The organism is Microbulbifer sp. MKSA007, assembly GCA_032615215.1.
Lineage (GTDB): Bacteria > Pseudomonadota > Gammaproteobacteria > Pseudomonadales > Cellvibrionaceae > Microbulbifer.
In genome coordinates this window covers 2714810-2738249 of record CP128433.1, presented here as the reverse complement: position 1 = coordinate 2738249, position 23440 = coordinate 2714810, and the positions used below count along the sequence as shown (strand labels likewise).

Genomic DNA, 23440 nt, shown 5'->3' with positions numbered 1-23440 from the left:
CACCCCACCTCAATAAGGATTCAGAGCTATAGCTTTTCTCTAAACTTTATTCTTAGCATTTTGGCACTTTTGTCTTAGTGCAATTAGCCAGTACAGACCTAAAAATCAGTAGGTCACCAACTACTGCTCTTTCGGAGCCGGCTCTCGGCTATTCGTGGAAATACTTAAACTGGCAGCGAATGACCTGGATTGTTTGATTCAGGCAATTCGCAGGGAAGGTTACCAGCTCTTTGGCCCGATACTACATAACGGGGCTATTACCTATGGTGAGATTGAAACTTCCACAGATCTGCCCCAAGGATGGACGGATCAGCAAGAGGCGGGGCAATACCGGGTAGAGCGCCGCAATGACAACGCTTATTTTGGCTACGCCGTTGGACCCCACTCCTGGAAGCAGTTTCTTCAGCTGCCCCAACGCCAGCTCTGGAGCGCTAGCCGCTCTGGAGAGGATGTTCAGATTCTGGAAATTGAAGAGCCTCCGGTCAAGTTAGCGTTTCTCGGCGTTCGCAGTTGCGAGCTACACGCCATTGCTATCCAGGACCGTGTCCTCGCCCAGGGGGACTATGCCAACAGCAGCTATAAGGCACGTCGAGCGCAGCTGTTCACTATTGCTGTGGAGTGCACAACAGCAGCAAATACCTGTTTCTGTACCGCAATGAACACAGGCCCGCAGGTGCGACTGCCCAGTGATCTGGTAATCACCGAAGTTCTGACCTCCGATGCCCACTTCTTCCTCATACGCAGCGGCAGCCCTCAAGGCAACAGTGTATTAAAGCAACTACCCACTGTTGGCGCCTCAGAAGCGGAGAAACAAGAGGGGCAAGCTGCCGTTCAGCAAGCCGAAAATCAAGTGAGTAACGGTCGCCGCAGCTTCGACAGCTCTGACCTAAAGACGCTGCTTTATCGCAATTATGACAACCCCAACTGGGATAAAGTCGCGGAACGCTGCCTCTCCTGCGCCAATTGCACTATGGCTTGCCCCACGTGCTTCTGCTCAACCGTTGAGGACACAACAGATTTAACAGGAAATGAAGCGCAGCGCTGGGAGCGTTGGGATTCCTGCTTTACGGCTGAGTTGAGCTATTTGTCTGGCGGCCCAGTTAGGGCGGATACCCGCAGCCGCTATCGGCAGTGGATGACTCACAAACTGGCCACTTGGTATGACCAATTTGACAGCTCTGGCTGTGTCGGCTGTGGACGTTGTATTACCTGGTGTCCAGTAGGCATCGATATCACGGAAGAGATACAGAATATTCGCGCCCAGGAACAAAAATGAAAGTTGTCACCACCTTACTCAAGGAGCACCCTTTCTTTACCGGGTTGGCAGACAAGGACCTGGCATTCCTCTCCGGATGTACAAGCAATAGTCACTATAAAGAAGGAGAATACCTTGCCAGGGAAAACACTCCAGCTAACCATTTCTTCTTAATTCGATCTGGACGTGTCGCCGTAGAAACCTTTGTCCCCAACTATGGACCCCTTTGCCTTATGACACTGCATGGTGGAGATATATTCGGCTGGTCCTGGCTGTATCCTCCCTACTTGAGTGCTTTCGATGCCCGGGCCCTGACCTCAGTTCGCAGCCTTAAACTTGGCGGGCAGTGCCTCCGAGATAAGTGTGAAAAAGAACCGAGACTCGGTTTCGAGCTGATGAAACGGTTTACCAAAGTTGCTACAGAACGACTGCAGGCAGCACGAATACAGTTGTTGGACCTTTACGGGCCACATCCTTCACAGGGAATTCCTCGCTGTGATCCCTGAATTATGGCGTGTTACCCATCGGCGTGAAGAGTTTCCTGGCACTATCACTCTATCCCTGACACGAGAGGCTGGGGGCCCATCACCCATTCAGCCCGGGCAATTCAATATGCTTTACGCCTTTGGTGCCGGGGAAGCTGCTATCTCCTTGAGTGGTTCCAGTGCATCACCCGCTGAGCCACTTACCCATACGATTAAAGGCCAGGGGCTTGCTACCCAAGCGCTTTGCAAATTGGAAGTTGGAACGCAACTGGGCATCCGGGGACCATTCGGGCAGGGGTGGCCAACTCACCTGGCGGCAAATCGTCCCTTAGTGATTATCGCCGGCGGACTCGGGCTAGCGCCTTTACGACCCCTAATCTACAGCTTTCTTAAGGGGCACTTGCCGGCCAGGAGACTACAAGTTTTCTATGGGGCTCGTCGCCCCGAAGAAATGCTCTACCAGCCAGAGCTTGGTCACTGGCGCAGCTCATTTGAACTGGTGACATCTGTGGACCACGCCAGCACAGACTGGAACGGGCATATTGGTGTGATTACCGACCCTCTGCGTGTCACTCATTTAGAGTGCAATGATGCTTTAGTGTTTGTGTGTGGACCCGAGATCATGATGCGCTTTTGCATACAGGTTCTTCTCCATAAAGGTGTGACTGAATCCAATATCTATCTATCCATGGAGCGCAACATGAAGTGTGCCATTGGAATCTGCGGTCACTGCCAGTGGGGACCTAACTTTGTTTGTAAAGATGGCCCTGTCTTTTGCTACCGGGATATTCGCTCATGGTTTCAAATCAACAGCCTATAGCGAGTAGTAATCCTACCCCCAAGCTTGCCATCTGGAAGTTCACCTCCTGTGATGGTTGCCAATTGAGCCTATTGGATTGCGAGGATGAGCTTCTCTCTTTGGCAGCCCAGGTAGATATCGCCTATTTTCTGGAGGCCTCCAGTGAGGTGAAAGAGGGTCCTTTTGATATCTCTCTCGTCGAAGGCTCCATTACCACGCCATCAGATGAAGAGAGAATCCTAGAGGTCAGACGTCAGTCCCGCTTTCTAATCAGTATTGGCGCCTGTGCAACAGCTGGAGGGATTCAGGCACTTCGAAACTTTGCCGATGTGCAGGAGTTCACCGATGTGGTCTATGCCCACCCGGAATATATCGCCACTCTCAAGGAATCCACACCAATATCAGGGAGGGTAGCAGTGGACTTTGAGTTGCAGGGGTGTCCTATCAACAAGCATCAATTGCTTGAAGTAATCAGTGCATTCCTGCACCGGCGAGCCCCCCAGGTTGCCAATCACTCGGTGTGTATTGACTGTAAATTGCGCGGCAATGTTTGCATCTGGGTTGCCCACGGCACCCCCTGTATGGGGCCTGTTACACACGCGGGATGTGGCGCTATTTGCCCCAGTTACAACCGCGGTTGCTACGCTTGCTACGGTCCCAAGGAAAATCCCAACACCGAATCACTTTGCCATTGGTGGGATGAAAAACTAAATGTGGAAAATACTTTAATTGTTGAAAACCTTAGGAATTTCAATCCACTAGCACCTTCTTTTAAAGTACAAAGTGAGGATAGGCAAGAAGATGGGGAGCGTTAATCCCCCCAAACATTGGTGATAAATCTGCCCCCAGGTGAGCTTTATGGCGGATCGCAGCAAAACGATTAAGGTAGATTATCTCGCTCGGGTCGAAGGGGAGGGAGCCCTCCATATCGACTACGACGATAGCGGCGTACAAAATGTACAGCTCAAGATTTTTGAGCCCCCAAGGTTCTTCGAAGCCCTTCTCAGAGGGCGCGATTACTTGGAAGCCCCAGATATCACCGCACGCATATGTGGGATCTGCCCGGTGGCCTACCAGATGAGTGCTGTGCATGCCATGGAGAATGCCCTGAACCTAAAGCCCGGCGGCGCTTTGCGTATGCTTCGTCGATTGCTTTACTGCGGTGAATGGATCGAGAGCCATATGCTGCATATCAGCATGCTCCATGCGCCGGATTTCCTCGGCTACCCCAATGCAGTCGCAATGGCTAAGGATCATCCAGAGATTGTTAAGAACGCGCTGGAGATTAAAAAGGCGGGCAATGCCCTGGTTCGCCTTATTGGTGGGAGGGAAGTACACCCGATTAATGTGAGGGTAGGGGGTTTCTACAAGGTTCCGGAAGCCCGAGAACTCACAGCCTTGGTAGCGCAGCTGGAAATGGCCCGGGGTCTCACCGAGCAACTGGTGCGCTGGTCCGCAGCTTTGCCTTTCCCCAGCTACGAATGGCGAAGGGATAATCACTACGAATTTGTCGCTCTAACGCACCCGTCAGAATACCCAATGAACGAGGGCAGAATCACCTCCAGTGCGGGACTCAATATTAGCGCCCAAGACTATGAGAACCACTTTGCAGAAGAGCACGTCGCTCACAGCACCGCGCTGCACTGTACTTTACGGGAGCGGGGTGCCTATCTGGTGGGCCCCATCGCACGATACAACCTTAATCGCGACAAGCTGTCGCCTCGAGCATTGCAATTGGCTGAGGAGATCAACTTTACCGCCCCCTGTTTAAATCCCTTCCAAAGCATCCTCGTTAGGAGCCTGGAGGTACTACATGCCTTTGAGGAAGCTCTGCATATTATTGATAGATACCAACCCCCAGCCGAGCCTCACTTAAAGACAGAGCCGAGAACCGCAAGCGGCTGTGCAGCCACCGAAGCACCCCGTGGGCTTCTGTATCATCGCTACGATATTGATGAGAAAGGCAAGATTACGACGGCAAAAATTGTCGCTCCCACCTCACAAAACCAGAAGACCATCGAAGATGACCTCCGCTTGATGTTGCCGAGCTTTATGCACTTTCCTGAGGATAAATTACAGGGGCTATGTGAACGGGCGATAAGGAATTACGACCCCTGCATTTCCTGCTCCACTCACTTCCTACAGCTACATTTGAATTATGGGCAAGCGCAAAGTAAGCAATCCATGGTTACTGGTAAGCCTGGGCAACCCCCTGCGCGGTGATGATGGAGTAGGGCCACATATCATCGCTCGACTTCGCCAAAAACTTGGAGGGGCGGTGGAATTCCTCGAAAGCGGTGGCGATATTTTACATTTGCTCTCGCAATGGAAAGGTCGATGGGTTTGCCTTGTAGACGCCATGGTAAGCGATCAGCACCCTATTGGGGAAGTCGTCGCCATTGATGGTCTAGGCAACGCATTTGCTCCATCGATGTGCAATACATCAAGCCATGGATTTGGACTGACCGAAGCGCTGATCATGGGAAAACATATTGATTCGCTGCCGGCACATCTGGATGTTTTTGCGATCAACTCAGAAAGTCTGGCAAAAGGACAGGGGTTATCGCCCAAAGTGGCCAGTGCAGCCCATCGAGCAGAGCAAATGATTATCGCGCACCTAACGCTATACAGCGGAGACCACTATGCACGAACAGAATCTCATCAAAAACCTGATCGATAAAATCCAAGAACTGGCCTCAGATGAACCTGGCAGGCCGATCGGCGTTCGCTTGCGCTTAGGTGCCCTGGCGCATATGTCTGCAGCGCATCTGAGGGAGCATTTTGACAGGGAGATACTCGGGACTTCTCTCGAGGGGATTAAGCTGGAAATTGATGAGCTTAAGGATATTAATCACAAGGAAGCCCAGGATGTAATCCTGGAGAGCTTAAAGTTTGAGGAGACCGATGGCCACTGAACGCCGCCGGATTGAAATCGCCGGATTGGTGCAGGGAGTAGGATTCCGGCCCTTTGTCTATCGCTTGGCCGATAGCTTTCAATTAAAAGGTTGGGTGGCCAACTATAGCGGCGGCTTGAGAATTGAAGTCCAAGGCAAAAGCCGGGAAATCGAGAAGTTTATCGATAAGTTATCTTCAGAGAAGCCTCCCTACAGTCGCATCACTCACATTGAATCCTATCCGGTGGCTCTTCAAGCAGAATACGGTTTTCGAATCTTACCCAGTGTCCGTGATGCCAGCAGCTCAACCATCGTCTTACCAGACCTGGCTCCCTGTGATGATTGCCTCAAGGAATTGTCAGACCCCAATAATCGCCGCTACGACTATCCGTTTATTAGCTGCACTCTTTGTGGCCCCCGCTACAGCATCATTTACAAACTGCCCTACGATCGTGTCAACACCTCCATGCACCACTTCCCCCTGTGCGGAAAGTGCTCTGGGGAGTACCGGGACCCCCTCAATCGGCGCTTTCATGCGGAGCCCAATGCCTGCCCCCAGTGCGGCCCTCAGTTACTTTTCTGTAATACTGCCGGCGTTACAATTGCGAAGATGAGTCGGGCACTATCCAAAGCCCTTGATGCCCTTGCCCAGGGGAAAATTATTGCCCTTAAAGGGGTAGGCGGCTTTCAACTGTTAGCCGACGCCTCCAATGGTAAGGCGCTCGCCAACTTGCGCCAACGCAAACAACGTCCGCATAAGCCGTTCGCGCTTCTATATGACGAGCTGAAAAGTGTCTGCCAGGATTGCTGCGTCTCGGAGCAAGAGGCACAGCTACTATCAACCCGAGAAAGACCGATTGTTCTATTGGAAGCAAAGGATGACAATCACTCCAGGATACATCCGTTGGTCGCTCCAAATCTTGCCGACTTGGGGGTGATGTTGCCTGCATCACCCTTGCATTACTTGCTTGCGCGTAAGTATCGAGCCCCCCTTGTCGCTACTAGTGGCAACCTTGCGGAAGAGCCTATCTGTACAGAAAATGATGAGGCGTTCGAGCGCCTGGGTAAAATCGCTGACTACTTTCTGATACACAATCGCCGAATTTTGCGCCCGCTGGATGACTCTGTACTCAGGGTGGTCAATAACCGTCCGCTGATGTTGCGTCGAGCCCGGGGCTACGCGCCACTTCCCATCACCTTGCCTGTTCCAGGCACAAAGGGCGAAGGTGAACGCGAGAGCTTCCTGGCCCTGGGCGCGGACCTGAAAAACACAGTTGCACTGTCTCACGCCGGGTGGGCTTATCCGAGCCAACATATTGGCGACTTAGGTAGTGCCAATACCCTGAAGCACTTTAACCAAACTATTGGCGATCTCACGAAACTACAGCAGTGCCGCCCGAAAAAATTAATCCACGACCTCCATCCAGGCTATACCTCTCACCGCTGGGCCATGAAGCAAAGAGCTGTGCGTATTGGCGTTCAGCACCATATTGCCCATCTATTCTCCTGCATGGCAGAACACGCTCACTCGGGACCTGCACTGGGAATCTGCTGGGATGGAACTGGTTACGACCGCAGTGGCATTGTTCGCGGTGGGGAATTCTTTCACTGGAATGGACAGTCTCCAGTCAAACACATCGCCAGCTTTCGCACATTCCCGTTGCCAGGCGGTGAAAAGGCCGTACGGGAGCCCAGACGCTCTGCGGCTGGACTTTTGTATGAAATCTCCGGGTTTGTCGCCCTGGAGAATCGACAGTTAAAGCGCTGCTTCACCCTTGGTGAGCGTCAAAACCTGGTCACCATGCTAAAAGGTGAGATTAACAGTCCACCGTGTAGCTCTGTCGGCCGCCTATTCGATGCGGTATCCGCACTCCTCGGACTGACCACGCATACCAGTTTTGAAGGGCAGGCAGCCATGGCTCTTGAACAGTGCGCCCGTGGCGTCAGCTCTAAAGACAGCTACCCCTTTAGCTTTATTCAAAAAGGGGACCTGCTTGAGCTGGATTGGACACCCTGTATTAGTGCTTTGATCTACGATGAAAACCGATCACTGCCACAAAGGGCCGCTGCATTTCACAACACCCTCGCGCAGATGGCGCTGGCAGTAGCAACGCAACAAGGTGAAAAGAATATCTTTCTGTCCGGCGGTGTTTTCCAGAATAAGCGGCTTACCGAAACCGTCACTGCGCTCCTGGAAAGCCAGGGCTTTTCAGTTCACAGCCACAGTGAGGTCCCCCCAAATGATGGCGGAATATCGCTGGGCCAAATCCACTACGCACAGTGTATGGATGCTGCTGGGCAATCATTGGGAGAGGAGAGTTCCTAGTGTGCCTGGGAATTCCCGGAAGAATCGAATTAATAGAGCAAGAATCAGCCATGGAGCGCACTGGAAAAGTTTCCTTCGGCGGTATCAGTAAAGCTGTAAATTTATCATTGGTACCTGAGGCTGAAGTAGGAGACTACGTGATCGTTCATGCTGGAGTCGCGATCAGCAAGTTGAGAGCAAAAGAAGCAAATAAGGTTTTCGAGTACCTCAAAACATTGGGTTGAGTCAGCCTGTAATGAAATACCTCAAGGAATACCGCAACGGCGAGAACATCAAGCTAATTGCGGCAGAGATTCAGAAAGTCACTACTCGCCCATGGACTCTAATGGAGATCTGTGGAGGGCAAACCCATGCCATCGCAAAATACAACTTGCAGCAATTACTGCCCGAGGAGATTCAATTAGTACACGGACCCGGTTGCCCGGTTTGTGTCACACCTCAGGAAATCATCGATAGAGCTATTGCGATTGCTGCAATGCCCAATGTTATCTTCTGCTCCTTTGGCGATATGTTGCGAGTCCCCGGTTCAGATCGAGATTTACTAGAGGTCAAAGCTGCCGGAGGCGATGTCCGTATTGTCTACTCGCCGCTGCAAGCGCTCAATGTGGCAGAGCAGAACCCCACCAAGCAGGTCGTATTCTTTGCGGTGGGTTTTGAAACGACTGCTACCGCCAATGCCCTGGCGCTGTCCCTCGCCAAGCAAAAGCAAATCGACAACTTTTACGCATTGATATCCCAGTTTTTGGTTACACCGGCGATTCAATCGATATGCACCCGTGAAGACTGCCGGATTCAAGGTTTCCTAGCTGCCGGCCACGTTTGTGCAATAACCGGATATCGGCAATACCGCAGCTTGGTGAAAAAGCACCAGATTCCAATAGTGATCACAGGCTTTGAACCCCTGGATATTCTTGAAGGCGTACTCCGGTGTGTCCGTCAATTAGAGAGTGGTCGCAGTGAAGTAGAAAACCAATATCAGCGCGCGGTTACTAAAACAGGTAATACCGTTGCCCAAGACTTGATTAAACAGGTTTTTAAAGTAGCAACACAACAGTGGCGCGGCATAGGTGAGATTCCTGCTAGCGGTCTGGTATTGAGCGATGATTACTCAGGATTCAATGCAGAACAAACATTCAATCTGCCAGCATTGAGCATTTCTGAGAACAGGGGCTGTATCAGTGGGGATATTATGCTGGGGCTAAAGAAGCCCGGGGACTGCCCTCACTTCGCTAAGACCTGCCAACCCCAGCAACCGCTGGGGGCGCCAATGGTTTCCACTGAAGGCGCTTGCGCGGCCTACTATCGCTACCAGAACCAGGTGGAATCGAATGAATCTGCAGTGTCCAATTCCACCAACCGCTGACGAGGTCGTACGCCTTGGCCATGGCAGCGGTGGGGAGATGACCCAACGCTTGATCGATCAATATATTCAACCTGTCTTCTCTAATCCCTGGCTATCCCAGGCCCATGACAGTGCAACACTTCCATGGAAACCGGATCAGCTCGTATTTACCACCGACTCCTTTGTAATCTCACCGCTTTTCTTTCCCGGAGGAAACATCGGTGAGCTCGCCGTTTATGGCACCGTCAACGATTTGGCCATGGCAGGCGCGGAACCCAAGTTTCTAAGCTGCGGCTTGATTCTCGAAGAGGGGTTACCCCTGAAAACTCTCCAACGGGTTCTGATCTCGATGGCTGAGGCTGCCCGGAACTCAGGAATTACCTTAGTCACCGGCGATACCAAAGTGGTAGAGAAAGGGAAGGGGGATGGGCTCTATATCAATACCAGTGGCATCGGTACCCTGATAAGAGAACAACCCATTGATCCCAACCGCATTTGCCAGGGTGATTCTATTATTCTATCCGGCGATATTGGCCGCCACGGAATGGCGGTAATGGCCTGCCGCGAAGGACTCGAGTTTGAAAGTGATCTCCTCAGCGACTGTGCACCACTGAATGGTGTAGTTGCACAAATGATCAATGCCGGAATTGAAGTTCATTGTCTGCGAGATCTCACACGTGGTGGGCTTGCCACTGCACTGGTGGAGCTAGCAGAGAGCTGCGGAAAAACCTTCATTTTGGAAGAAAGCAAAATTCAAGTATCCGATGCCGTACAGGGCGCTTGTGAAATTTTGGGCCTCGACCCACTATATGTCGCAAACGAGGGACGTTTTGTCGCTATTGTCCCTGAAGGCGCCTCCAAGCAGGCAATTTCCATCCTTCAAGAAGCAGCAGCGGAAAGCGCCTGTGGTTTTATCGGTACAATTGAACAAAGAAATTGCGCCCAAGTCATTCTGAAGAACAGCTTGGGATGCGATCGGTTATTACAACGGTTACCAGGGGAACAACTACCGAGAATTTGCTAAGGATTTTATTGGCAGAATATTCATAGAATTAATCAGTTCCTCTCACCTTCAAGATCCTAACCTTTATTTAGTCTTGGATATTGCTGACCCATTTGGCCTGCGATTAATAAGACCCACAAGCCTTTTAACCGTTGATTTTTCCGCTGTAGCGGTAAGTAGTAGGGCAGGGAATATACATGAGAGCCACCGCATATTTTGCAATTTCGTTACTTTTAACCTCCACAATCCCAATTTTCGCTAACGCTCAATGGGCAATACCAGAAGTTGGGCCTCAAGGTCATCCAGACAAAAGGTGCAAACGGGTTAAGCCGCGTTTTGACAAACTATTTAAAGCACCGATCGACGAGTGCTTTAACGGTATTGGCCAACCCTACCCGGAATTGGTCGATGGGGTATGTTCTGCGGGGGAGCCTAAACGCAATAGTGCACAGATCTGGGGAATGGCTGAATCTCCCAAGTTTTTGTATTGGGGAACAGGTGCCAACGTTCCTTGTACCGCACAAGCGGCCCCGGATGCAGTTTTGACTCCAATATTTGCGCCAAACCAGGGATGGGTATGCGAATTCAATCAAGGGATACTGGCCCAGGAAAACCCCAACCTTAAAAACCTTGGCGATTGGCGGGCACCGACAGCTTACCGCATGGACACTTGTACCCTGGAAGTAACAGAAATAACCCCCACTTATGACCCACTTCTTCAAGACACATTGGGGTTCCGCTCGGGTGGCTATGCTGACGATGTTATTTTTCTTGCGGGACCCGGCGGTGTCCAAGAAGGTATAGCCGGCGAGGGCGGCGGTAACAGCATCATTATGATGGCTTGGCAGGCAAGTACCGGGCAGTACTTGGGATCGAAAAGATTCCCTGAGTATTCAAACATCCGTAAGTTTTTAAATTACAAAGGTGTGTTGTACACAGGCGTTCGATTACAAGAAGACCTGGGTGGATCAGGCCAAGTCCTTCGCTGGATGGGCGATCTGCATGATCCATTCAAGTTTGAAGCAGTGGGAACCATGGAAAGCACCCCTGCAAACCTGACTGTACATAGAGGGCGTATATTTTCCTCCACCTGGCCCAATGTTAATACTCAAACTGGAGAAGTTCTGGCCTATTCGGGAATTGTAATGAGCCCCAGGATACCTCCCGGAGGCTTTAAGCCCAGTGATGTTGAAGAGTGGGAAGAGGTCTGGAACATCACTGAGTACGAACCAGACCTCATCAGTGCTCGGGCCTATGCGGGCGGAGACATTACATCATGGCAAGGAAAGCTCTACTGGGGCACGATTAACTTTCCATTAGGTGGTTTCAGAAGCCATGTTCAAGCCTATGGCGAAACCTGGGATACGCCTATTGGTGAATTGGGAACCATAATCGCAACTCATCGTGCAACCACTGTGTTCAGTGGTGACCGATTCACCAGAAAAAGTAAGAGAGATAAAGGGAAGAAGAAACCGAGGGTTAATGTCCTATATGGGTATCAAAGTGTCCAGGTTTGGGACCCAGATAGTAATGAGTTTGTGGATACTCAGACACTGGCTGGAGCCCCGAAGCTAGGCAGAGCCGGATTGGGTTGGCCATTTAATGTATACACTTGGCGCCTGGGAGTAACTGGAGACAATATGTACCTGGGTACCCTAGATGTCAGTAAGCAATTTGCAGCTCTAATAGAGAGTGGAACTGACCCCGCAGGTGAACTTCCAGCAGAACTACTTATGCTACTGGAAAACGCACTATCCAACCCGGTAACATCTGGCGCAAAGCTCTATCGATTCCTCTCGCCAAATCAGCGCGCTATTCCTGCAACTATAAATGGTGTGGGCAATTCAGCTAACTTCGGTTTTAGAACGATGATTAATCACCCAACCTTCATGTGGCTTGGAACAGCGAACCCCTTTAATCTCAACCCCGATGGCGGTTGGGAGCTATATCGATTCGCTCCTATCGCCCCCAAGAAACCGAAATGGGTTAATGGTATGCAACAGGATTAATTCATCGCCATATCTATCTGACTAGCTGGGTCTGCTCCCCATTTTGGGGAGCAGACCCAATTAGGTTGCGTTCAATATTTGAACATATAGAATCAATACTCAAAATAGTTAAAAATCACTGAGTACCTCATGACAATCTCCACATCCTTAGCTCTGTTCATTTCAATGCTAGTTCTAGCACTGATACCTGGGCCGGGAGTATTAGCTGTTGTTTCCCGGTCAGTGACACTCGGCTTGCGCCAGGGATTAATTACAGTAGTGGGAATTGTTGTAGGTGATTATTTCTTTATTTTGTTAGCTCTGCTTGGCCTAGCAACGCTAGCCGAAACCTTGGGGAGCTTATTCATCGTTATTAAATATGCTGGAGCAGCCTATCTTATCTGGCTGGGAATGAATATCTTTCTCTCAGCAAAGAAAAGACAAGTCGACCAAAACCAAATAGCAACAAGCCACTCCCATAGCAGCTTTTCAAGTTTTCTACTGGGCTTAGTCACCACGCTGGGTAACCCGAAAGCTATTCTTTTCTACGTAAGCTTCTTTCCAGCATTCCTCGATCTAACTCGTGTTGCTTCTTTGGACATTGCAATTATATTTGCAATTGCAACGCTAGCCGTAGGCAGTGTGATGGCCGGTTATGCGTACCTTGCCTGCAAGGCACGGTCAACAATCAGTCAATCAGGAAAGACCCCGGCTCTAAAATACGGCTCTGGGGCTTTACTTATAGGAAGTGGTGTTTTTATTGCGGCAAAGAGTTAGTGCCTCCACTAGATGCAGAAGTAATAGACCTAAGGAGCCTCTGAGTAACTCCGTAATGCCTCTGCGGGTCTTGAAGGCTGCAGATGTTAGGCGCAGCTCGCCGCGAATGGCCGTAGCCCTTTGCAAGAGCTGCAACGCAGCAGCTGTGGCCTTCAAGGCCCGCCCTTCGGGGCTTGCAGAGCGATTCACACTCCGCGTTGCGACTTCTTGAAAGGTCTAGACATTCCTGCGAAGCCGCGCCTTGATTGTGAACCGCTCTGCATGCCAGAGGTATCACGGAGTTACTCAGAGGCTCCCTAATTACTGCTCTCTGTTAGTTAGTCAAAGGAGGACGACCGTTTTACTTAACTCCAAAGCTACTCACTCATATCAGCCTGCTAATGCTACTTTTAGTGCCTTCCTGATTATTTTTGCATCATCCAGTGCTCGATGAACTGTGAATTTGTCAGAGTCCTCCAGCTTTTCGCGCTCATTAATGAATGCTCTTAAGTGATTTTCAGAGCCACCTATTAGCTCCTGAATATCCCTGAGTTCAAACTCCTGATGAATGCCAGTATCAGAAAAAAGGGCATTGCACCAAAAACTATCCCAGAGCAGGGCATCACAATAGACAATTTGACCTGAAAGAATCCTGTTTGGGCTATAAGCCACTGTAGTTGAATCTATACCCTCGGATTCTAGCTTTGATCGGGAAATGTTATGTATCGATTCAGCATCATCGGACCAATAAGACCAGTGTGGCACTGGTTTTATTAGCGCCTGGTATTCCACTGTTTCAGAGCAGAGGACAACTTCTATAGGGTAGCTCTGCTTGGATAAGCCACTGGCTTCGAAGTCAATAATCCACATGATAAGAACGATAAGATATGGAAGAAAGGTAAAAGAACTTAGACCTCTTCCTTGCTACCTTCCAGTCTGCCTGCATTTTCAAGCCAATTGAACAAACATGTATCTTAAGATAGACTACAACTGATAATGATTATTATTTGTGACTTAAATTTAAACCCAGTAGATCGCTAAATACAAAGCTTCCCAGTATTGAAGGCAATATTTGCAACTACGAAACTCCATTTCTGTAAAGAATAAGCGCAATGTTCAAAAAATCCGCGACCTCTAAGCAAAGAAGGCTGGAAAACTTCAATGTCTAACCTGGTGGCTTTCCTACTTACTTATTTGGCTGTACTACTTATTTTTGTAACCAGACATAAAGATCTACAGCTCAGTAGTATTAAGCGCTTACAAAGAATTGCCTGGTGGGTGCTTCCGGTGAGTTCAATTCCTTATGGATTCCTATATGGTTGGGAGGTAGGGATACCCATCTGGCTTTGTGTCGCGATGTTCTGCGCTTTATTACAAGCACTGCTCGCCCCAATCAAACCTAATTGGCTGCTTCGCCATTTTCCGCTGTCAGTAGTGGGCTTGTTGGTATTAGAGCAGGCTCTTCTGACTATCGGATAACTCTATGGCTGCTTCAATAAAAATCAGTTGGCAACAGGTCGCCCTGACCATTGTGCTGAGCATTATCTTGATGTTTTCCAGCACGGTGATGCTATCGATTTACTGGCCGTCCGCCGAGCCAACAGAACGGATGGCAGCGGGATCTATGTTATCGACTCTTTTATGGGTCGGGTATATGAGTATGGGGTTACTCGCCGCCTCCACTTGGCGCGCAGCGGCATACCTACTGTCCCTGTTGCTGGTCGTGCTCGGACTAAGCGCTCTTTCTTTTTTATAATTTTCGGTCTAGCCAATTTAAATGCAACAGCGTAGCAATATCCTTTTTTACGAAATTCACTCCTGGATTGGGGTGTTATTTTCTATTCTGCTATTCGTAATTTCCTTTTCCGGCGTGGTCGCACTATTTGGCCACGAGCTGACCCAATGGGAACGACCCGAGCATCGTATTGCCTTCGATGCTGAAGCGCCTGTGGATGTAGATCGACTGGTCGCTCCGGTGCTCGCCGAGGCAAATATCGGTGAGGACAGCTTTTTTATGATCTCAATGCCAGACTACTACCATCCTATGCTGGAAGTGCTCTGGACTGATGCTGAAAGTGAGGAAACCGAGGTACGCCATATAAACCCCAATACCGGTGAAGTGCTGCCGCCCAGCGGCTCTGATTTCGCTGAGCTATTGACGTATATGCACACTGACCTACTGTTTCCCAGGCCTTTCGGACGCTACCTGGTTGGACTGATGGGCTTGGTGATGCTGCTCTCCATATTAAGTGGCATCATCATTCACAAGAAAATTTTTAAAGAGATGTTTAAATTCCGTGTGGATCGCAGCAGGCGGCTCAAATGGACAGACCTGCACAAAGTATTAGGGGTCTGGCCGCTACCGTTCCATATAGTGATTGCTTTTACCGGCGCAATACTTGGCCTGAATGGCATTATGATTCAGGTTGCTGCATTTTCTGCTTTTGAAGGTAATGTGGAAGCAGCAGTCGCCTCGGTAGTGGGGGAACATCCTGAGATAACTGGCGAGCCTTTGGAATCCAGTAGCTATAACCAAATACTGCTGCGCTACCAGGACCAAGTGCCTAATGCGAAACCCAAAGCCATTTATGTGGAGGCCTACGGGGATCGCAATCAGGTTGTCCAAGTCTCGGGCCAAACAAACGAGGCGCTGGTGCGCTTTGTTGATGTCAAATACCGCAGTGAAGATGGCGAAGTAGTTAACATCAATAACCCAGTGCAGGACTCAGGTCCGTTTATGCGGGCGTATTTTTCACTGACTCCACTTCACTACGCACTCTACGGTGGCTTCCTGATAAAAGCCCTGTACTTTGTGTTGGGATTGGCATTGTGTTTGATGATGGTAACGGGCACCGTTATCTGGCAGGTTCGCAAGGCACAGAGACAGAAGCTTCCCTCTGGTGATATTAATACCCGAGGTTCCGGCTGGTTCCTCAGTTTGCTCACGGTAGGGGTTTGTGCCGGTTTGGTTGTCGCCACCGCGGCTACTTTCTATGCCAATAAGCTGTTACCTCCCGGTGGTGGTGGCGATCAGCGCTTTCACTGGATTGAAATGGTGTATCTCTCTGTATGGGGAGTGGCCATAGCCTGGGCGATGTTGCGCCGCCAGATAAAACCTGCATTAGCAGATCTCTCACTTTGTGCAGGCTTGCTACTGTGCGGCATCCCGCTGCTGAATGCGCTGGTAACTGGGAATGGTCTGCTGGTCCCCTGGAAGTCCATCACTTTGCCAGTAGTCTTCACTGACCTGGGCGCCCTGGTAATGGGTGTCATTTGCCTCTATTCGAGCAGATATATCTATAGGCAGGTATCCCAGTCAAAGCAGTCTGCAGATATACCCCAAGCTGTTGCCGCCCAATAACGGGCTATTTCCTGCGAGATGGCGAATGCCATCTCGTAACCTCAATAGAATCTGTACAGCACTGGAATAGGGCGCTGCAACCTATCCCAACTACACACTTTACCTTCCACTCAATTACTCTCGAAGAGAGTGGTATTTGCTTTCAAGCATTCAGAGGACGCTACTTTTTTCACAACTTACATATGGGATGAGTGTGTCGTTGGGATGGATAAACCCAGAACATTCTTGCCCCCTCCCGAACCGAGATTTTCCCTAACTCCCGTCACCAGGTATGGAAATATCAAAACCATTTAAAATGGCAGAGACCTGATGATAGCCAGCCACGAGAAAGACCAGTTCGGCGGCGCCCTCGTTACCGAAAGCACTCACGGCCATCTCCCAAGTAGCCTTTGGCAGGCGGCCTCCAGCTGCAAGTGATGCGGCGACATCATAAGCAGCGGCTTCCTCAAAAGTTAGGTCTATCGGACGCTGGCCCGCTGCGATAGTGGCAATTTTGCTCCTTGCCAACTCACTTTTCTCACCAATAACCGTATGGGAGTACAACTCATAACCCGCTTTAAAATGAGCTGCGGTGATTAGAATCGCAACCTCCCGAGCAGCCTTAGGAAGCGTGGGTTTGTCCGCAATAGCCTTGATATTGTCCCACCAGGGCTTTCCAAACCTGGGATATTGCAGTGCTGGTGCCCAGGGCCCCAGTAAAGCGCCATCCTTGCGCTTCTTGATGAAACCTGTGAAATACCCCTTCATCTCATTACTCATATCTTCGTAAAGAGGTTTCTGTTCTTCGCTGAGCTCTTCTGGTGGGATGGCAGGGATACGCAACTGACACCTCTCTTGTCCAATTGGCGATTCAGATTTATCACACACAAAGATTCTAGCCCGACAGAACGCAAGAATAGGGATGCCTATTTGAAGAGTTGCAATTAAGAGCTAGTTAACTGCCGAACTTTGGCTCAGGAAGCCCCTGAACTCCAAGCCCGTGAACGGCTAAGATACAGCCCGGTTGAGGATGTCGAGCCAGTTCCCCTTTAGTGAGGAATGACTGCTGAGATGTGACAAACAGTGTCTCATAATTATTACCGCCAAAAGCGATACAGGTAGGGCTGCGAATCGGCAGGTCGATCTCTCTATCAAGCCTTCCTTTGGGATCCACTCGCAATATTTTGCTCCCAAGATTCAACGCAAACCAGTAAAACCCCTCCGTATCTACCGTTGCACCGTCGACAATTCCTGGTTGTCGGTCTTCAATGGAGAAGAAAGGGCGCCGGTTACTAATCCGGCCGTCACTGATATCCAGATCGAATACGTAAACCATATGTCCAAAGGTATCCCCGAAATACATTCGCGTATCTTCAGGGTCAAAAGCAATGCCGTTGGCTACAACAAAGCGAAAATCCTTATCGGCCTTTCGGTAAGTTAAATCGGGCTCCAAACAATAGAGATAGGAAGATTTGTCTTTAAAACGCACATCCATACTACCGCACCAGAAACGTCCATAGCGGTCCACTTTGCCATCATTCAAACGACTGTGGGGCCTACCGGGTTCAGGATTAACGATTGTATCGACACGCCTGTTTTCCAAGTCGATCGCAAAGAAACCGGAGCATCCACCTCCGATCATTCCGCCTCCACGGCGGAAGCCAAAGGAGCCTATTTGTTCAGGCATCTCCCAGGTCTTGCGTTCGCCTGTTTCGATATTGAAACTTCTTATGGATGGAGGCCGGGCGTCAGTGGGGTCAGATTCGGGGTTAACGTGATCAGCCCAATAGATAGACTTGTCTTCCGCTGACCAAATCGGTGTCTCGCCCAATCCATCATTGCACTCCCATAGACACTCGATTTCTACCACCGTAAATCCTCCAATATGAAAAGTGCGCATTCACACCGATGAAGGGAGCGAGTACCTAATGAGTCGTAAGGCTAATTTTGTGATTCCAAGTTAAGAAGGCCGAATAAGAATACCCGGCCCGTAAAAGCCAATATGGCTTGGCTTACCACTAAAAGACCATCAAAAACTGAAAGTCCACCCAGGAATCCAATTCAAAGCCCAGGCTTCCATTACTTTATCAAGCCCACTCAAGACCAGTATCCCGAGTAGTAATAGTATAAGACCTAGTACTGTTTTGCCTCCAATCGCGAAAGCCCCAACTGATGGTGACAGTCGAGTATAAATCTGCCTCGATAGCCCCCCAGCCACTAAAAGCGCTGTACCGGTACCTAGTCCGAAAGCAAACATCACCATAAATGACTGCCCCAATTGTTGGCCCATGGAAGCCAGTGCTATAGCGGCACCCAGGGTAGGGCCAACACATGGCAGCCAGATGATTCCGGTAAGGAAGCCAATACCAAACTGCCCAGCCCAAGCCCCATCACCGGTAATGCTCGCCCCTACAGTGATTTTTGATAAGCGCAAGGTAAGCCAATCGGAAAGTGGTTTGATCAACAAGACGAGTGCAACCGCCACTAACATTATCGCGGCAATATAGCGGAAGAGTTCTGGGTCTAATCCTAAGGAGACCAATAGAAAGCTCAGCACAGTACCTGCCAATGCAAAGGACAAGCTTAGCCCAACCGCCAACGCGTACGGCCCCCAGCGCCCGGCGCTATTAGATGCACCAACAACCATTGGCACCAATGGCCAAACGCAGGGGAGAGAATACTGAGAGTACCCGCGATCAAAGCCAGGGGGATGGCGCTAAGCTCAAGCATTGTCAGTGCAAGCCTTAACTGAATCGAAGATATTCTCCTGAATTACATCGGCACGAGTTTCGGCAACACTGAACCACACCTGTTGCTCCCCATTAAACAGTAGTAGCGTTGATTGCCGAGGAGCACGGAAGTGCTTAACCCACTTTTTCTGGGAGTCGAAATCCACATTCAGGATCGTAAGGCCACACTGGGCATTGTCCCTCTGAAACTGCGCCAGAATCTCGCCCTGCTTTTTACAGGTTGGGCACCAATCTGCTCTCACATCGATCAAAATGGGTCGTTTGGCGGCTTGTAACTCCTTGAATCGTTCTTCGGAAAATGGCTCTGATGCTAGAGCGAATGGCATAGAAAAAACTAATGTAGCGGCGATCAAGGTGCGAAGAGCTAAGCGGATAAATTTCATATAATCCATATCCTTAGTGGCAGGGTATAAGCCCTAATTTGAAGACAATCTGTTTAGATACCCATCTTGGTCGTACTGGAGTGCAAATTCTTACAGTAAGGCTACGAGGATTTGTTCGACTAGGAACTCCTAGGCCGACTCTCTGTGTATTCAGGAGCGAAGAAGGCTAGGCATCGAGATGGAGAAGGGTGATGGCCTCACTGTCATAAAGTAACAACCAGGTGAAGTTGGAGCCTCCAAAGAACTTATAAGATCTGTGGGAGTCCTACCTGTTATCGCACTAATCACAGAGTTTTTCGGAAAAGGATTTTGGCCAGGTCTATTGAGATATGGTCTACGAAGTAGATGGATTTTAATACGACGACGCCTTCACTCTCCAACATCAAAACTACCCAAAATTGGCGCTTTGCAGTCTCAGTACTGATTGCTATTGGAACCCATATAGCACTGATAGTTGTTCCAGTATCAATTCCAACTCCTAGGACCAAAACGTCGCTAGAAGTCAAATTACTGGCCCCAATTACTCCTCTGCCTTCTACGTCTCCGCCAACTGCTGAAGAACCGAGCGTAGTATCAGAGCAGGATACCGCTCCGACAGATGCAGTAACCGTTACTAGCCCGCCAATACCTGATAGTTTGAATAAGGTGAAGCCAGCCAAAATAGAAGAGCCACCACCCAAATTGGAAGGAGCATTAGAGGCAAGGCCCCATTCCGGGGATTTCCCAACTGTACCAAGGTCAGGGCGACAACCGTCTGTATTCAATCCCGTTCTCGAGAGAAAAATAACCAGGGAACGCAACAAAGTCCGTCGATATCAGCCTACAGAAAACAGATACCAGACCTCGACAGGAACCTTTGTTCAAGTTGGAGACCGCTGTTTTGATGTTAAAGAGCTACCTGCTACAAATACAGACAGTGATCTAAACCCATGGTTTGGTGTGAAGTGTCCAGATAATTCCAGATCACAAGCAGAAATCGATCGATTGGCTGAGAAATATGGGATTCCATGAAGCTGCTGGAGTAACTTTTTATAAATGAAAGGGTACCCAACCTTCACCAGTTGTCTTGAAACATGTAGTAATCAACTCAACTGGTGAAAGTCTTACACCTTTACTTTCTTCGCTTAAAGGTTAGTGAGCCTTACCACCTGAACGTTCAAATCCAGCGTAAGGGTGGTATAGAGTTGATTGCAGGCCTGAGTGACGCTCCCGAAGATCTTGTGGCATATCTCCCAGGTGGACTAAGCGAGTCGGTTCAGCAGCAGCTATCCAACGATCGGCAAAGTTGTCCCACGAGTCAATATGCTTATGAGCAGATTTGGAATCCTTGAAATGCTCGTAAATAAGCACGTTTCCATCATCGGTTACGTAATACTGGTAGTTCAGGGTTCCACCTTCTTTCTTAGTTGCTGCGACCATCTCATTCACAACAGCTTTGAACTCCGCTTCATGTCCCTTTCTTATCTTTCCCTCGATAATCCAACCTACGTTGTTAAACATGCTTGCTACCTCACTACCGAAAGTATCGTTTAACCATATACACCGGAAGTTAATGTATTACCCACGGCGCTTAAGTGGTGTGTTGAATTGTAGATGGTTTTTGGGGAAGCACATTCAATCACAGGTATGAAGAAACTCTAATAAGCTAAGGCAGACGGGTCTCTGGTCAGAACGTGACAGTCAACTAAGTAGCACTACAATATATCAAAAAAGATCCGCATACCTGGTAACTGTGTATTGCCCATGGCTTATCCTGGATAACCTAAAGTTAATAGTATATTTATGGCCGTGAATAAGTGAGCGGGCAGGGTCTATTACAACTTATTCAGGTTAAGAAAGATAATGGATAACCCCTTTGCTAATCTCATACAGAATATATTCTAATTTCACTCGGCTCAAAATCTGGCAGCCACACTAACTAATTCGAATTAAGGCTGTAATAGAGATACTATGATAAAGCCAATAACTACAAAACTCGGAAATTGTCTTGTCAGTCTCTTCAGAGGAATTAGCCAGGTCATCCTACAAAGAAACGCCTTGAGTGGCTTTCTATTCATACTCGGAGTAACAGTTAACTCTATTACCATGGCTATAGGGGTCGCAATTGGGGTTATCACCTCAACTGCCTGTGCAAATATTTTTAATTATCCCGTGAAACAAATTGAGGATGGACTATTTGGGTACAATGGAGCTTTGATCGGTGTAGTCATATTCTTATTATATGCTCCATCCCTAATGACTTTTTTATTGATTGTCGGTGGAAGTGCTTTAGCAGTCATAATCATGCGCTTTATGCTGCTTCATTTTATCCTTCCGCCTTATACTGCACCCTACATTCTGGTGATATGGGCTATATGGATATTGGCTCCAGCACTAGATCTAGCGCCAACTGTAGCATTCGTTAACGAAAACACCTCAACCTGGGGGATATTCGAAGGTATTGGTCAAATCATTTTTCAGAACAATGCCATTACAGGTATTTGTTTTTTAATTGGGATTTTTATCTCGAATAAATCTCATGCGCTTTGGAGTATTATTGGTGGAATGCTGGCCACATCACTGGCCATGCTCCTGGCCTTATCACCCACATTAATTCTTGCTGGGCTCTTCGGTTACAATGCACCTTTGAGCGCTATTGCATTATCAAATGGTCGTAAGCGATGGCTAGCCCCAATTGCAGGGAGCATATTAACCGTTCCAATCGCAATGGCTTTTATGAGCGCTAATATTATTGTATTGACCGCACCATTTGTTATCGCTAGCTGGATTATATTGTTGATCCAAAGAAAACTTACATTAACTCATTAATCCAGCCCATTAGAGAAAACACTAGCTCGTGAAAGATTCGGTAAGTACAGCTTCCATTTGACGAATTGATTGAGTCCAACTGACTTTTGCCAGTTTTGCGTAGTCAGTGTTGAGAAGCGTATGTGTCAGAGTAACGATGGTACCAAGCTCAGAGCCCCTGAATGCAACTTCAACCAAAGATGCATTTTCTTGCGGCTCGGTGTTGTTTGGCAGATTAAGATTGCAATGCTCGTGGACTTCAAAAACTAATCGCTTCGGCCTGTCAACGCTGTGATACACACCAGACATAACGCAGGAACTGCCGTTTGGAGCAGTCATCTCAAAAGCAAAGCACCCACCAACCTTGGCAGTGAGGTTGAGTACACGTGTCGTGAAATCGTCAGGTCCCCACCATTTTTCAACCATGTTGGGTATGATCCAGGCATCAAAGACCGTCTCTGGCATTGCCCGGACTGTATAAGAGATCGGTTCAGTTCGAACATCCTTTTGATAAATAAAATCGATCACTGTTGCACCTTATTCTTTTAAGTAAGTGGTTTCCCGTGGTCTGTCAACACTGAAACAGTTTATTACTGTTGTCCAACACCATTCAATCAACCCCAGCGGCTTCTATGATCAAAGTAGGGACCAGAACTAGCGCTTGGAGACCATCTGAAGCATATCTATTATCGTTGAGGTGGCAAGGCTAATCGAATGACTGAACAAGCGGTTTCCGAGTAACCTTAAGTTGCTTTTAATACGTAGCTACACCCGGCAGCCATTGCCTAACAATATTTCACCGATATACTTATTCAGATGGAAGAAAATCACGACAACCTGAATACTGTTTTCCAAGCTCTGGCTGATCCAACACGACGCGCTGTCATTCAGCATTTGATAAGCGGACCAGCGTCGGTCACCGAGCTCGCAGAACCATTTGAGATGGCACTCCCTTCGTTCATGAAGCATATTGGTGTTCTGGAGGATGCAGGCTTGATTCGCTCCAAGAAAACCGGTCGCGTGCGAACCTGTGAGATAAAACCCAAGCAACTGACAGCGGCACAAAAATGGATCAATACACAAACGGCCATGTGGGAAGGCAGGATGGCTCGGATGGCGAGCTATGTCGAAACGCTCGATGCAGAAGAGCAGGATGACTTAGTACAAAAGGGGTAGATGCCCCAACAATACGGATCCCATAGGCATAAGCCAATTTCTCGACCTCCATCCCGCCTAGAGTTGAAGTTTTAACTGCACGGAGCCATTCGCCGGTTATCCATTGACCTAACAATTACTGTTAACTATAGTTATCCAAAAAGCTAACTATCGTTA

The 23440-nt window shown here is 49.0% G+C and carries 26 protein-coding genes; 18 read left to right on the top strand and 8 right to left on the bottom strand.

The features are described from left to right. Nucleotides 1-154: 154 nt before the first annotated feature. The 13 genes from QT397_15035 to QT397_14975 all read left to right on the top strand — a co-directional run bounded on the left by QT397_15035 (nucleotide 155) and on the right by QT397_14975 (nucleotide 12869). A complete protein-coding gene (locus QT397_15035) occupies nucleotides 155-1276 on the top strand; it encodes a 4Fe-4S dicluster domain-containing protein (protein ID WNZ54209.1) in 1122 nt (373 codons plus the stop codon). Continuing rightward, nucleotides 1273-1761 (top strand): cyclic nucleotide-binding domain-containing protein, encoded by a 489-nt coding sequence (locus QT397_15030; GenBank protein ID WNZ54208.1) that lies wholly within the window; start codon nucleotides 1273-1275, stop codon nucleotides 1759-1761. Before QT397_15035 ends, QT397_15030 begins: the two co-directional genes overlap by 4 nt. After that, nucleotides 1751-2560, top strand: coding sequence for an FAD/NAD(P)-binding protein (locus tag QT397_15025; GenBank protein WNZ54207.1), 810 nt, complete (start codon nucleotides 1751-1753; stop codon nucleotides 2558-2560). The genes QT397_15030 and QT397_15025 overlap by 11 nt, the downstream gene beginning before the upstream one ends. Further along, a complete protein-coding gene (locus QT397_15020) occupies nucleotides 2536-3354 on the top strand; it encodes an oxidoreductase (GenBank protein ID WNZ54206.1) in 819 nt (272 codons plus the stop codon). The genes QT397_15025 and QT397_15020 overlap by 25 nt, the downstream gene beginning before the upstream one ends. Nucleotides 3355-3397: 43 nt before the next feature. Next, nucleotides 3398-4762 (top strand): Ni/Fe hydrogenase subunit alpha, encoded by a 1365-nt coding sequence (locus tag QT397_15015; protein ID WNZ54205.1) that lies wholly within the window; start codon nucleotides 3398-3400, stop codon nucleotides 4760-4762. Beyond that, nucleotides 4698-5219 carry a hydrogenase maturation protease gene (locus QT397_15010; GenBank protein ID WNZ54204.1) on the top strand — a complete coding sequence of 174 codons (522 nt, stop codon included), beginning with the start codon at nucleotides 4698-4700 and terminating at the stop codon, nucleotides 5217-5219. The genes QT397_15015 and QT397_15010 overlap by 65 nt, the downstream gene beginning before the upstream one ends. Further along, nucleotides 5182-5454, top strand: a complete 273-nt coding sequence (locus QT397_15005) for a hypothetical protein (protein WNZ54203.1) — start codon at nucleotides 5182-5184, stop codon at nucleotides 5452-5454. The genes QT397_15010 and QT397_15005 overlap by 38 nt, the downstream gene beginning before the upstream one ends. Continuing rightward, a complete protein-coding gene (gene hypF / locus QT397_15000; GenBank protein ID WNZ54202.1) occupies nucleotides 5444-7759 on the top strand; it encodes a carbamoyltransferase HypF in 2316 nt (771 codons plus the stop codon). Before QT397_15005 ends, hypF begins: the two co-directional genes overlap by 11 nt. Continuing rightward, complete coding sequence (locus QT397_14995) at nucleotides 7759-7983, top strand: HypC/HybG/HupF family hydrogenase formation chaperone (protein WNZ54201.1); 225 nt, start codon at nucleotides 7759-7761, stop codon at nucleotides 7981-7983. Before hypF ends, QT397_14995 begins: the two co-directional genes overlap by 1 nt. An 11-nt stretch (nucleotides 7984-7994) precedes the next feature. Beyond that, nucleotides 7995-9122: a hydrogenase formation protein HypD gene (gene hypD, locus QT397_14990; protein ID WNZ54200.1), complete on the top strand. Its 1128-nt coding sequence runs from the start codon at nucleotides 7995-7997 to the stop codon at nucleotides 9120-9122. Further along, nucleotides 9088-10125: a hydrogenase expression/formation protein HypE gene (gene hypE, locus QT397_14985; protein ID WNZ54199.1), complete on the top strand. Its 1038-nt coding sequence runs from the start codon at nucleotides 9088-9090 to the stop codon at nucleotides 10123-10125. The genes hypD and hypE overlap by 35 nt, the downstream gene beginning before the upstream one ends. Before the next feature lie 176 nt (nucleotides 10126-10301). Then, complete coding sequence (locus QT397_14980; GenBank protein WNZ54198.1) at nucleotides 10302-12113, top strand: hypothetical protein; 1812 nt, start codon at nucleotides 10302-10304, stop codon at nucleotides 12111-12113. A 129-nt stretch (nucleotides 12114-12242) separates the two neighbouring features. After that, nucleotides 12243-12869 carry a LysE family translocator gene (locus QT397_14975; GenBank protein ID WNZ54197.1) on the top strand — a complete coding sequence of 209 codons (627 nt, stop codon included), beginning with the start codon at nucleotides 12243-12245 and terminating at the stop codon, nucleotides 12867-12869. Between the two features lie 369 nt (nucleotides 12870-13238). Here QT397_14975 and QT397_14970 read toward each other — a convergent pair whose 3' ends face one another. Further along, on the bottom strand, nucleotides 13239-13718 hold the full coding sequence (locus QT397_14970) for a hypothetical protein (protein ID WNZ54196.1): 480 nt from the start codon (nucleotides 13716-13718) through the stop codon (nucleotides 13239-13241). Nucleotides 13719-14009: 291 nt separating this feature from the next. Here QT397_14970 and QT397_14965 point away from each other — a divergent pair, with 291 nt between their 5' ends. From QT397_14965 to QT397_14955, 3 genes are read left to right on the top strand one after another with little or no spacing between them, the layout of a single operon-like run. Beyond that, nucleotides 14010-14327: a hypothetical protein gene (locus QT397_14965; GenBank protein ID WNZ54195.1), complete on the top strand. Its 318-nt coding sequence runs from the start codon at nucleotides 14010-14012 to the stop codon at nucleotides 14325-14327. Between the two features lie 4 nt (nucleotides 14328-14331). Next, nucleotides 14332-14604 carry a hypothetical protein gene (locus QT397_14960; GenBank protein WNZ54194.1) on the top strand — a complete coding sequence of 91 codons (273 nt, stop codon included), beginning with the start codon at nucleotides 14332-14334 and terminating at the stop codon, nucleotides 14602-14604. A 21-nt stretch (nucleotides 14605-14625) separates the two neighbouring features. Next, nucleotides 14626-16209, top strand: a complete 1584-nt coding sequence (locus tag QT397_14955; GenBank protein ID WNZ54193.1) for a PepSY-associated TM helix domain-containing protein — start codon at nucleotides 14626-14628, stop codon at nucleotides 16207-16209. 252 nt (nucleotides 16210-16461) lie between these two features. Here QT397_14955 and QT397_14950 read toward each other — a convergent pair whose 3' ends face one another. The 6 genes from QT397_14950 to QT397_14925 form a co-directional block, all read right to left on the bottom strand. Beyond that, nucleotides 16462-17031, bottom strand: a complete 570-nt coding sequence (locus QT397_14950; protein ID WNZ54192.1) for a carboxymuconolactone decarboxylase family protein — start codon at nucleotides 17029-17031, stop codon at nucleotides 16462-16464. 112 nt (nucleotides 17032-17143) lie between these two features. Beyond that, nucleotides 17144-18088: an SMP-30/gluconolactonase/LRE family protein gene (locus tag QT397_14945; GenBank protein ID WNZ54191.1), complete on the bottom strand. Its 945-nt coding sequence runs from the start codon at nucleotides 18086-18088 to the stop codon at nucleotides 17144-17146. Nucleotides 18089-18217: 129 nt separating this feature from the next. Then, nucleotides 18218-18835: a cytochrome c biogenesis protein CcdA gene (locus tag QT397_14940; protein WNZ54190.1), complete on the bottom strand. Its 618-nt coding sequence runs from the start codon at nucleotides 18833-18835 to the stop codon at nucleotides 18218-18220. A gap of 75 nt (nucleotides 18836-18910) precedes the next feature. Then, entirely contained in the window at nucleotides 18911-19321 is a 411-nt protein-coding gene (locus QT397_14935) for a thioredoxin family protein (GenBank protein ID WNZ54189.1), read from the bottom strand. Between the two features lie 284 nt (nucleotides 19322-19605). Next, nucleotides 19606-20085: a hypothetical protein gene (locus tag QT397_14930; GenBank protein ID WNZ54188.1), complete on the bottom strand. Its 480-nt coding sequence runs from the start codon at nucleotides 20083-20085 to the stop codon at nucleotides 19606-19608. 367 nt (nucleotides 20086-20452) lie between these two features. Further along, complete coding sequence (locus QT397_14925; protein ID WNZ54187.1) at nucleotides 20453-20821, bottom strand: antibiotic biosynthesis monooxygenase; 369 nt, start codon at nucleotides 20819-20821, stop codon at nucleotides 20453-20455. Nucleotides 20822-21271: 450 nt separating this feature from the next. On the opposite strand from QT397_14925, the gene QT397_14920 reads away from it, so the two are divergent. Next, nucleotides 21272-22129, top strand: coding sequence for an urea transporter (locus tag QT397_14920; protein WNZ54186.1), 858 nt, complete (start codon nucleotides 21272-21274; stop codon nucleotides 22127-22129). A 21-nt stretch (nucleotides 22130-22150) separates the two neighbouring features. On the opposite strand, the gene QT397_14915 is transcribed toward QT397_14920, so the two are convergent. Beyond that, nucleotides 22151-22636 carry an SRPBCC domain-containing protein gene (locus tag QT397_14915; protein WNZ54185.1) on the bottom strand — a complete coding sequence of 162 codons (486 nt, stop codon included), beginning with the start codon at nucleotides 22634-22636 and terminating at the stop codon, nucleotides 22151-22153. A gap of 288 nt (nucleotides 22637-22924) precedes the next feature. Between QT397_14915 and QT397_14910 the strand changes: the two genes are divergently transcribed. After that, a complete protein-coding gene (locus QT397_14910) occupies nucleotides 22925-23284 on the top strand; it encodes a metalloregulator ArsR/SmtB family transcription factor (protein ID WNZ54184.1) in 360 nt (119 codons plus the stop codon). Nucleotides 23285-23440: the final 156 nt, after the last annotated feature.

Excerpts from the sequence above, each read along its gene's own strand:
- QT397_15030 (WNZ54208.1), top strand. The coding sequence starts at position 1,273 with ATGAAAGTTGTCACCACCTTACTCAAGGAGCACCCTTTCTTTACCGGG.
- QT397_15020 (WNZ54206.1), top strand. The coding sequence starts at position 2,536 with ATGGTTTCAAATCAACAGCCTATAGCGAGTAGTAATCCTACCCCCAAG.
- QT397_15015 (WNZ54205.1), top strand. The coding sequence starts at position 3,398 with ATGGCGGATCGCAGCAAAACGATTAAGGTAGATTATCTCGCTCGGGTC.
- QT397_15010 (WNZ54204.1), top strand. The coding sequence starts at position 4,698 with ATGGGCAAGCGCAAAGTAAGCAATCCATGGTTACTGGTAAGCCTGGGC.
- QT397_15005 (WNZ54203.1), top strand. The coding sequence starts at position 5,182 with ATGCACGAACAGAATCTCATCAAAAACCTGATCGATAAAATCCAAGAA.
- hypF (WNZ54202.1), top strand. The coding sequence starts at position 5,444 with ATGGCCACTGAACGCCGCCGGATTGAAATCGCCGGATTGGTGCAGGGA.
- hypD (WNZ54200.1), top strand. The coding sequence starts at position 7,995 with ATGAAATACCTCAAGGAATACCGCAACGGCGAGAACATCAAGCTAATT.
- hypE (WNZ54199.1), top strand. The coding sequence starts at position 9,088 with ATGAATCTGCAGTGTCCAATTCCACCAACCGCTGACGAGGTCGTACGC.
- QT397_14980 (WNZ54198.1), top strand. The coding sequence starts at position 10,302 with ATGAGAGCCACCGCATATTTTGCAATTTCGTTACTTTTAACCTCCACA.
- QT397_14975 (WNZ54197.1), top strand. The coding sequence starts at position 12,243 with ATGACAATCTCCACATCCTTAGCTCTGTTCATTTCAATGCTAGTTCTA.
- QT397_14970 (WNZ54196.1), bottom strand. The coding sequence starts at position 13,718 with ATGTGGATTATTGACTTCGAAGCCAGTGGCTTATCCAAGCAGAGCTAC.
- QT397_14965 (WNZ54195.1), top strand. The coding sequence starts at position 14,010 with ATGTCTAACCTGGTGGCTTTCCTACTTACTTATTTGGCTGTACTACTT.
- QT397_14960 (WNZ54194.1), top strand. The coding sequence starts at position 14,332 with ATGGCTGCTTCAATAAAAATCAGTTGGCAACAGGTCGCCCTGACCATT.
- QT397_14955 (WNZ54193.1), top strand. The coding sequence starts at position 14,626 with ATGCAACAGCGTAGCAATATCCTTTTTTACGAAATTCACTCCTGGATT.
- QT397_14945 (WNZ54191.1), bottom strand. The coding sequence starts at position 18,088 with ATGCGCACTTTTCATATTGGAGGATTTACGGTGGTAGAAATCGAGTGT.
- QT397_14940 (WNZ54190.1), bottom strand. The coding sequence starts at position 18,835 with ATGGTTGTTGGTGCATCTAATAGCGCCGGGCGCTGGGGGCCGTACGCG.
- QT397_14935 (WNZ54189.1), bottom strand. The coding sequence starts at position 19,321 with ATGAAATTTATCCGCTTAGCTCTTCGCACCTTGATCGCCGCTACATTA.
- QT397_14925 (WNZ54187.1), bottom strand. The coding sequence starts at position 20,821 with ATGTTTAACAACGTAGGTTGGATTATCGAGGGAAAGATAAGAAAGGGA.
- QT397_14920 (WNZ54186.1), top strand. The coding sequence starts at position 21,272 with ATGATAAAGCCAATAACTACAAAACTCGGAAATTGTCTTGTCAGTCTC.
- QT397_14910 (WNZ54184.1), top strand. The coding sequence starts at position 22,925 with ATGGAAGAAAATCACGACAACCTGAATACTGTTTTCCAAGCTCTGGCT.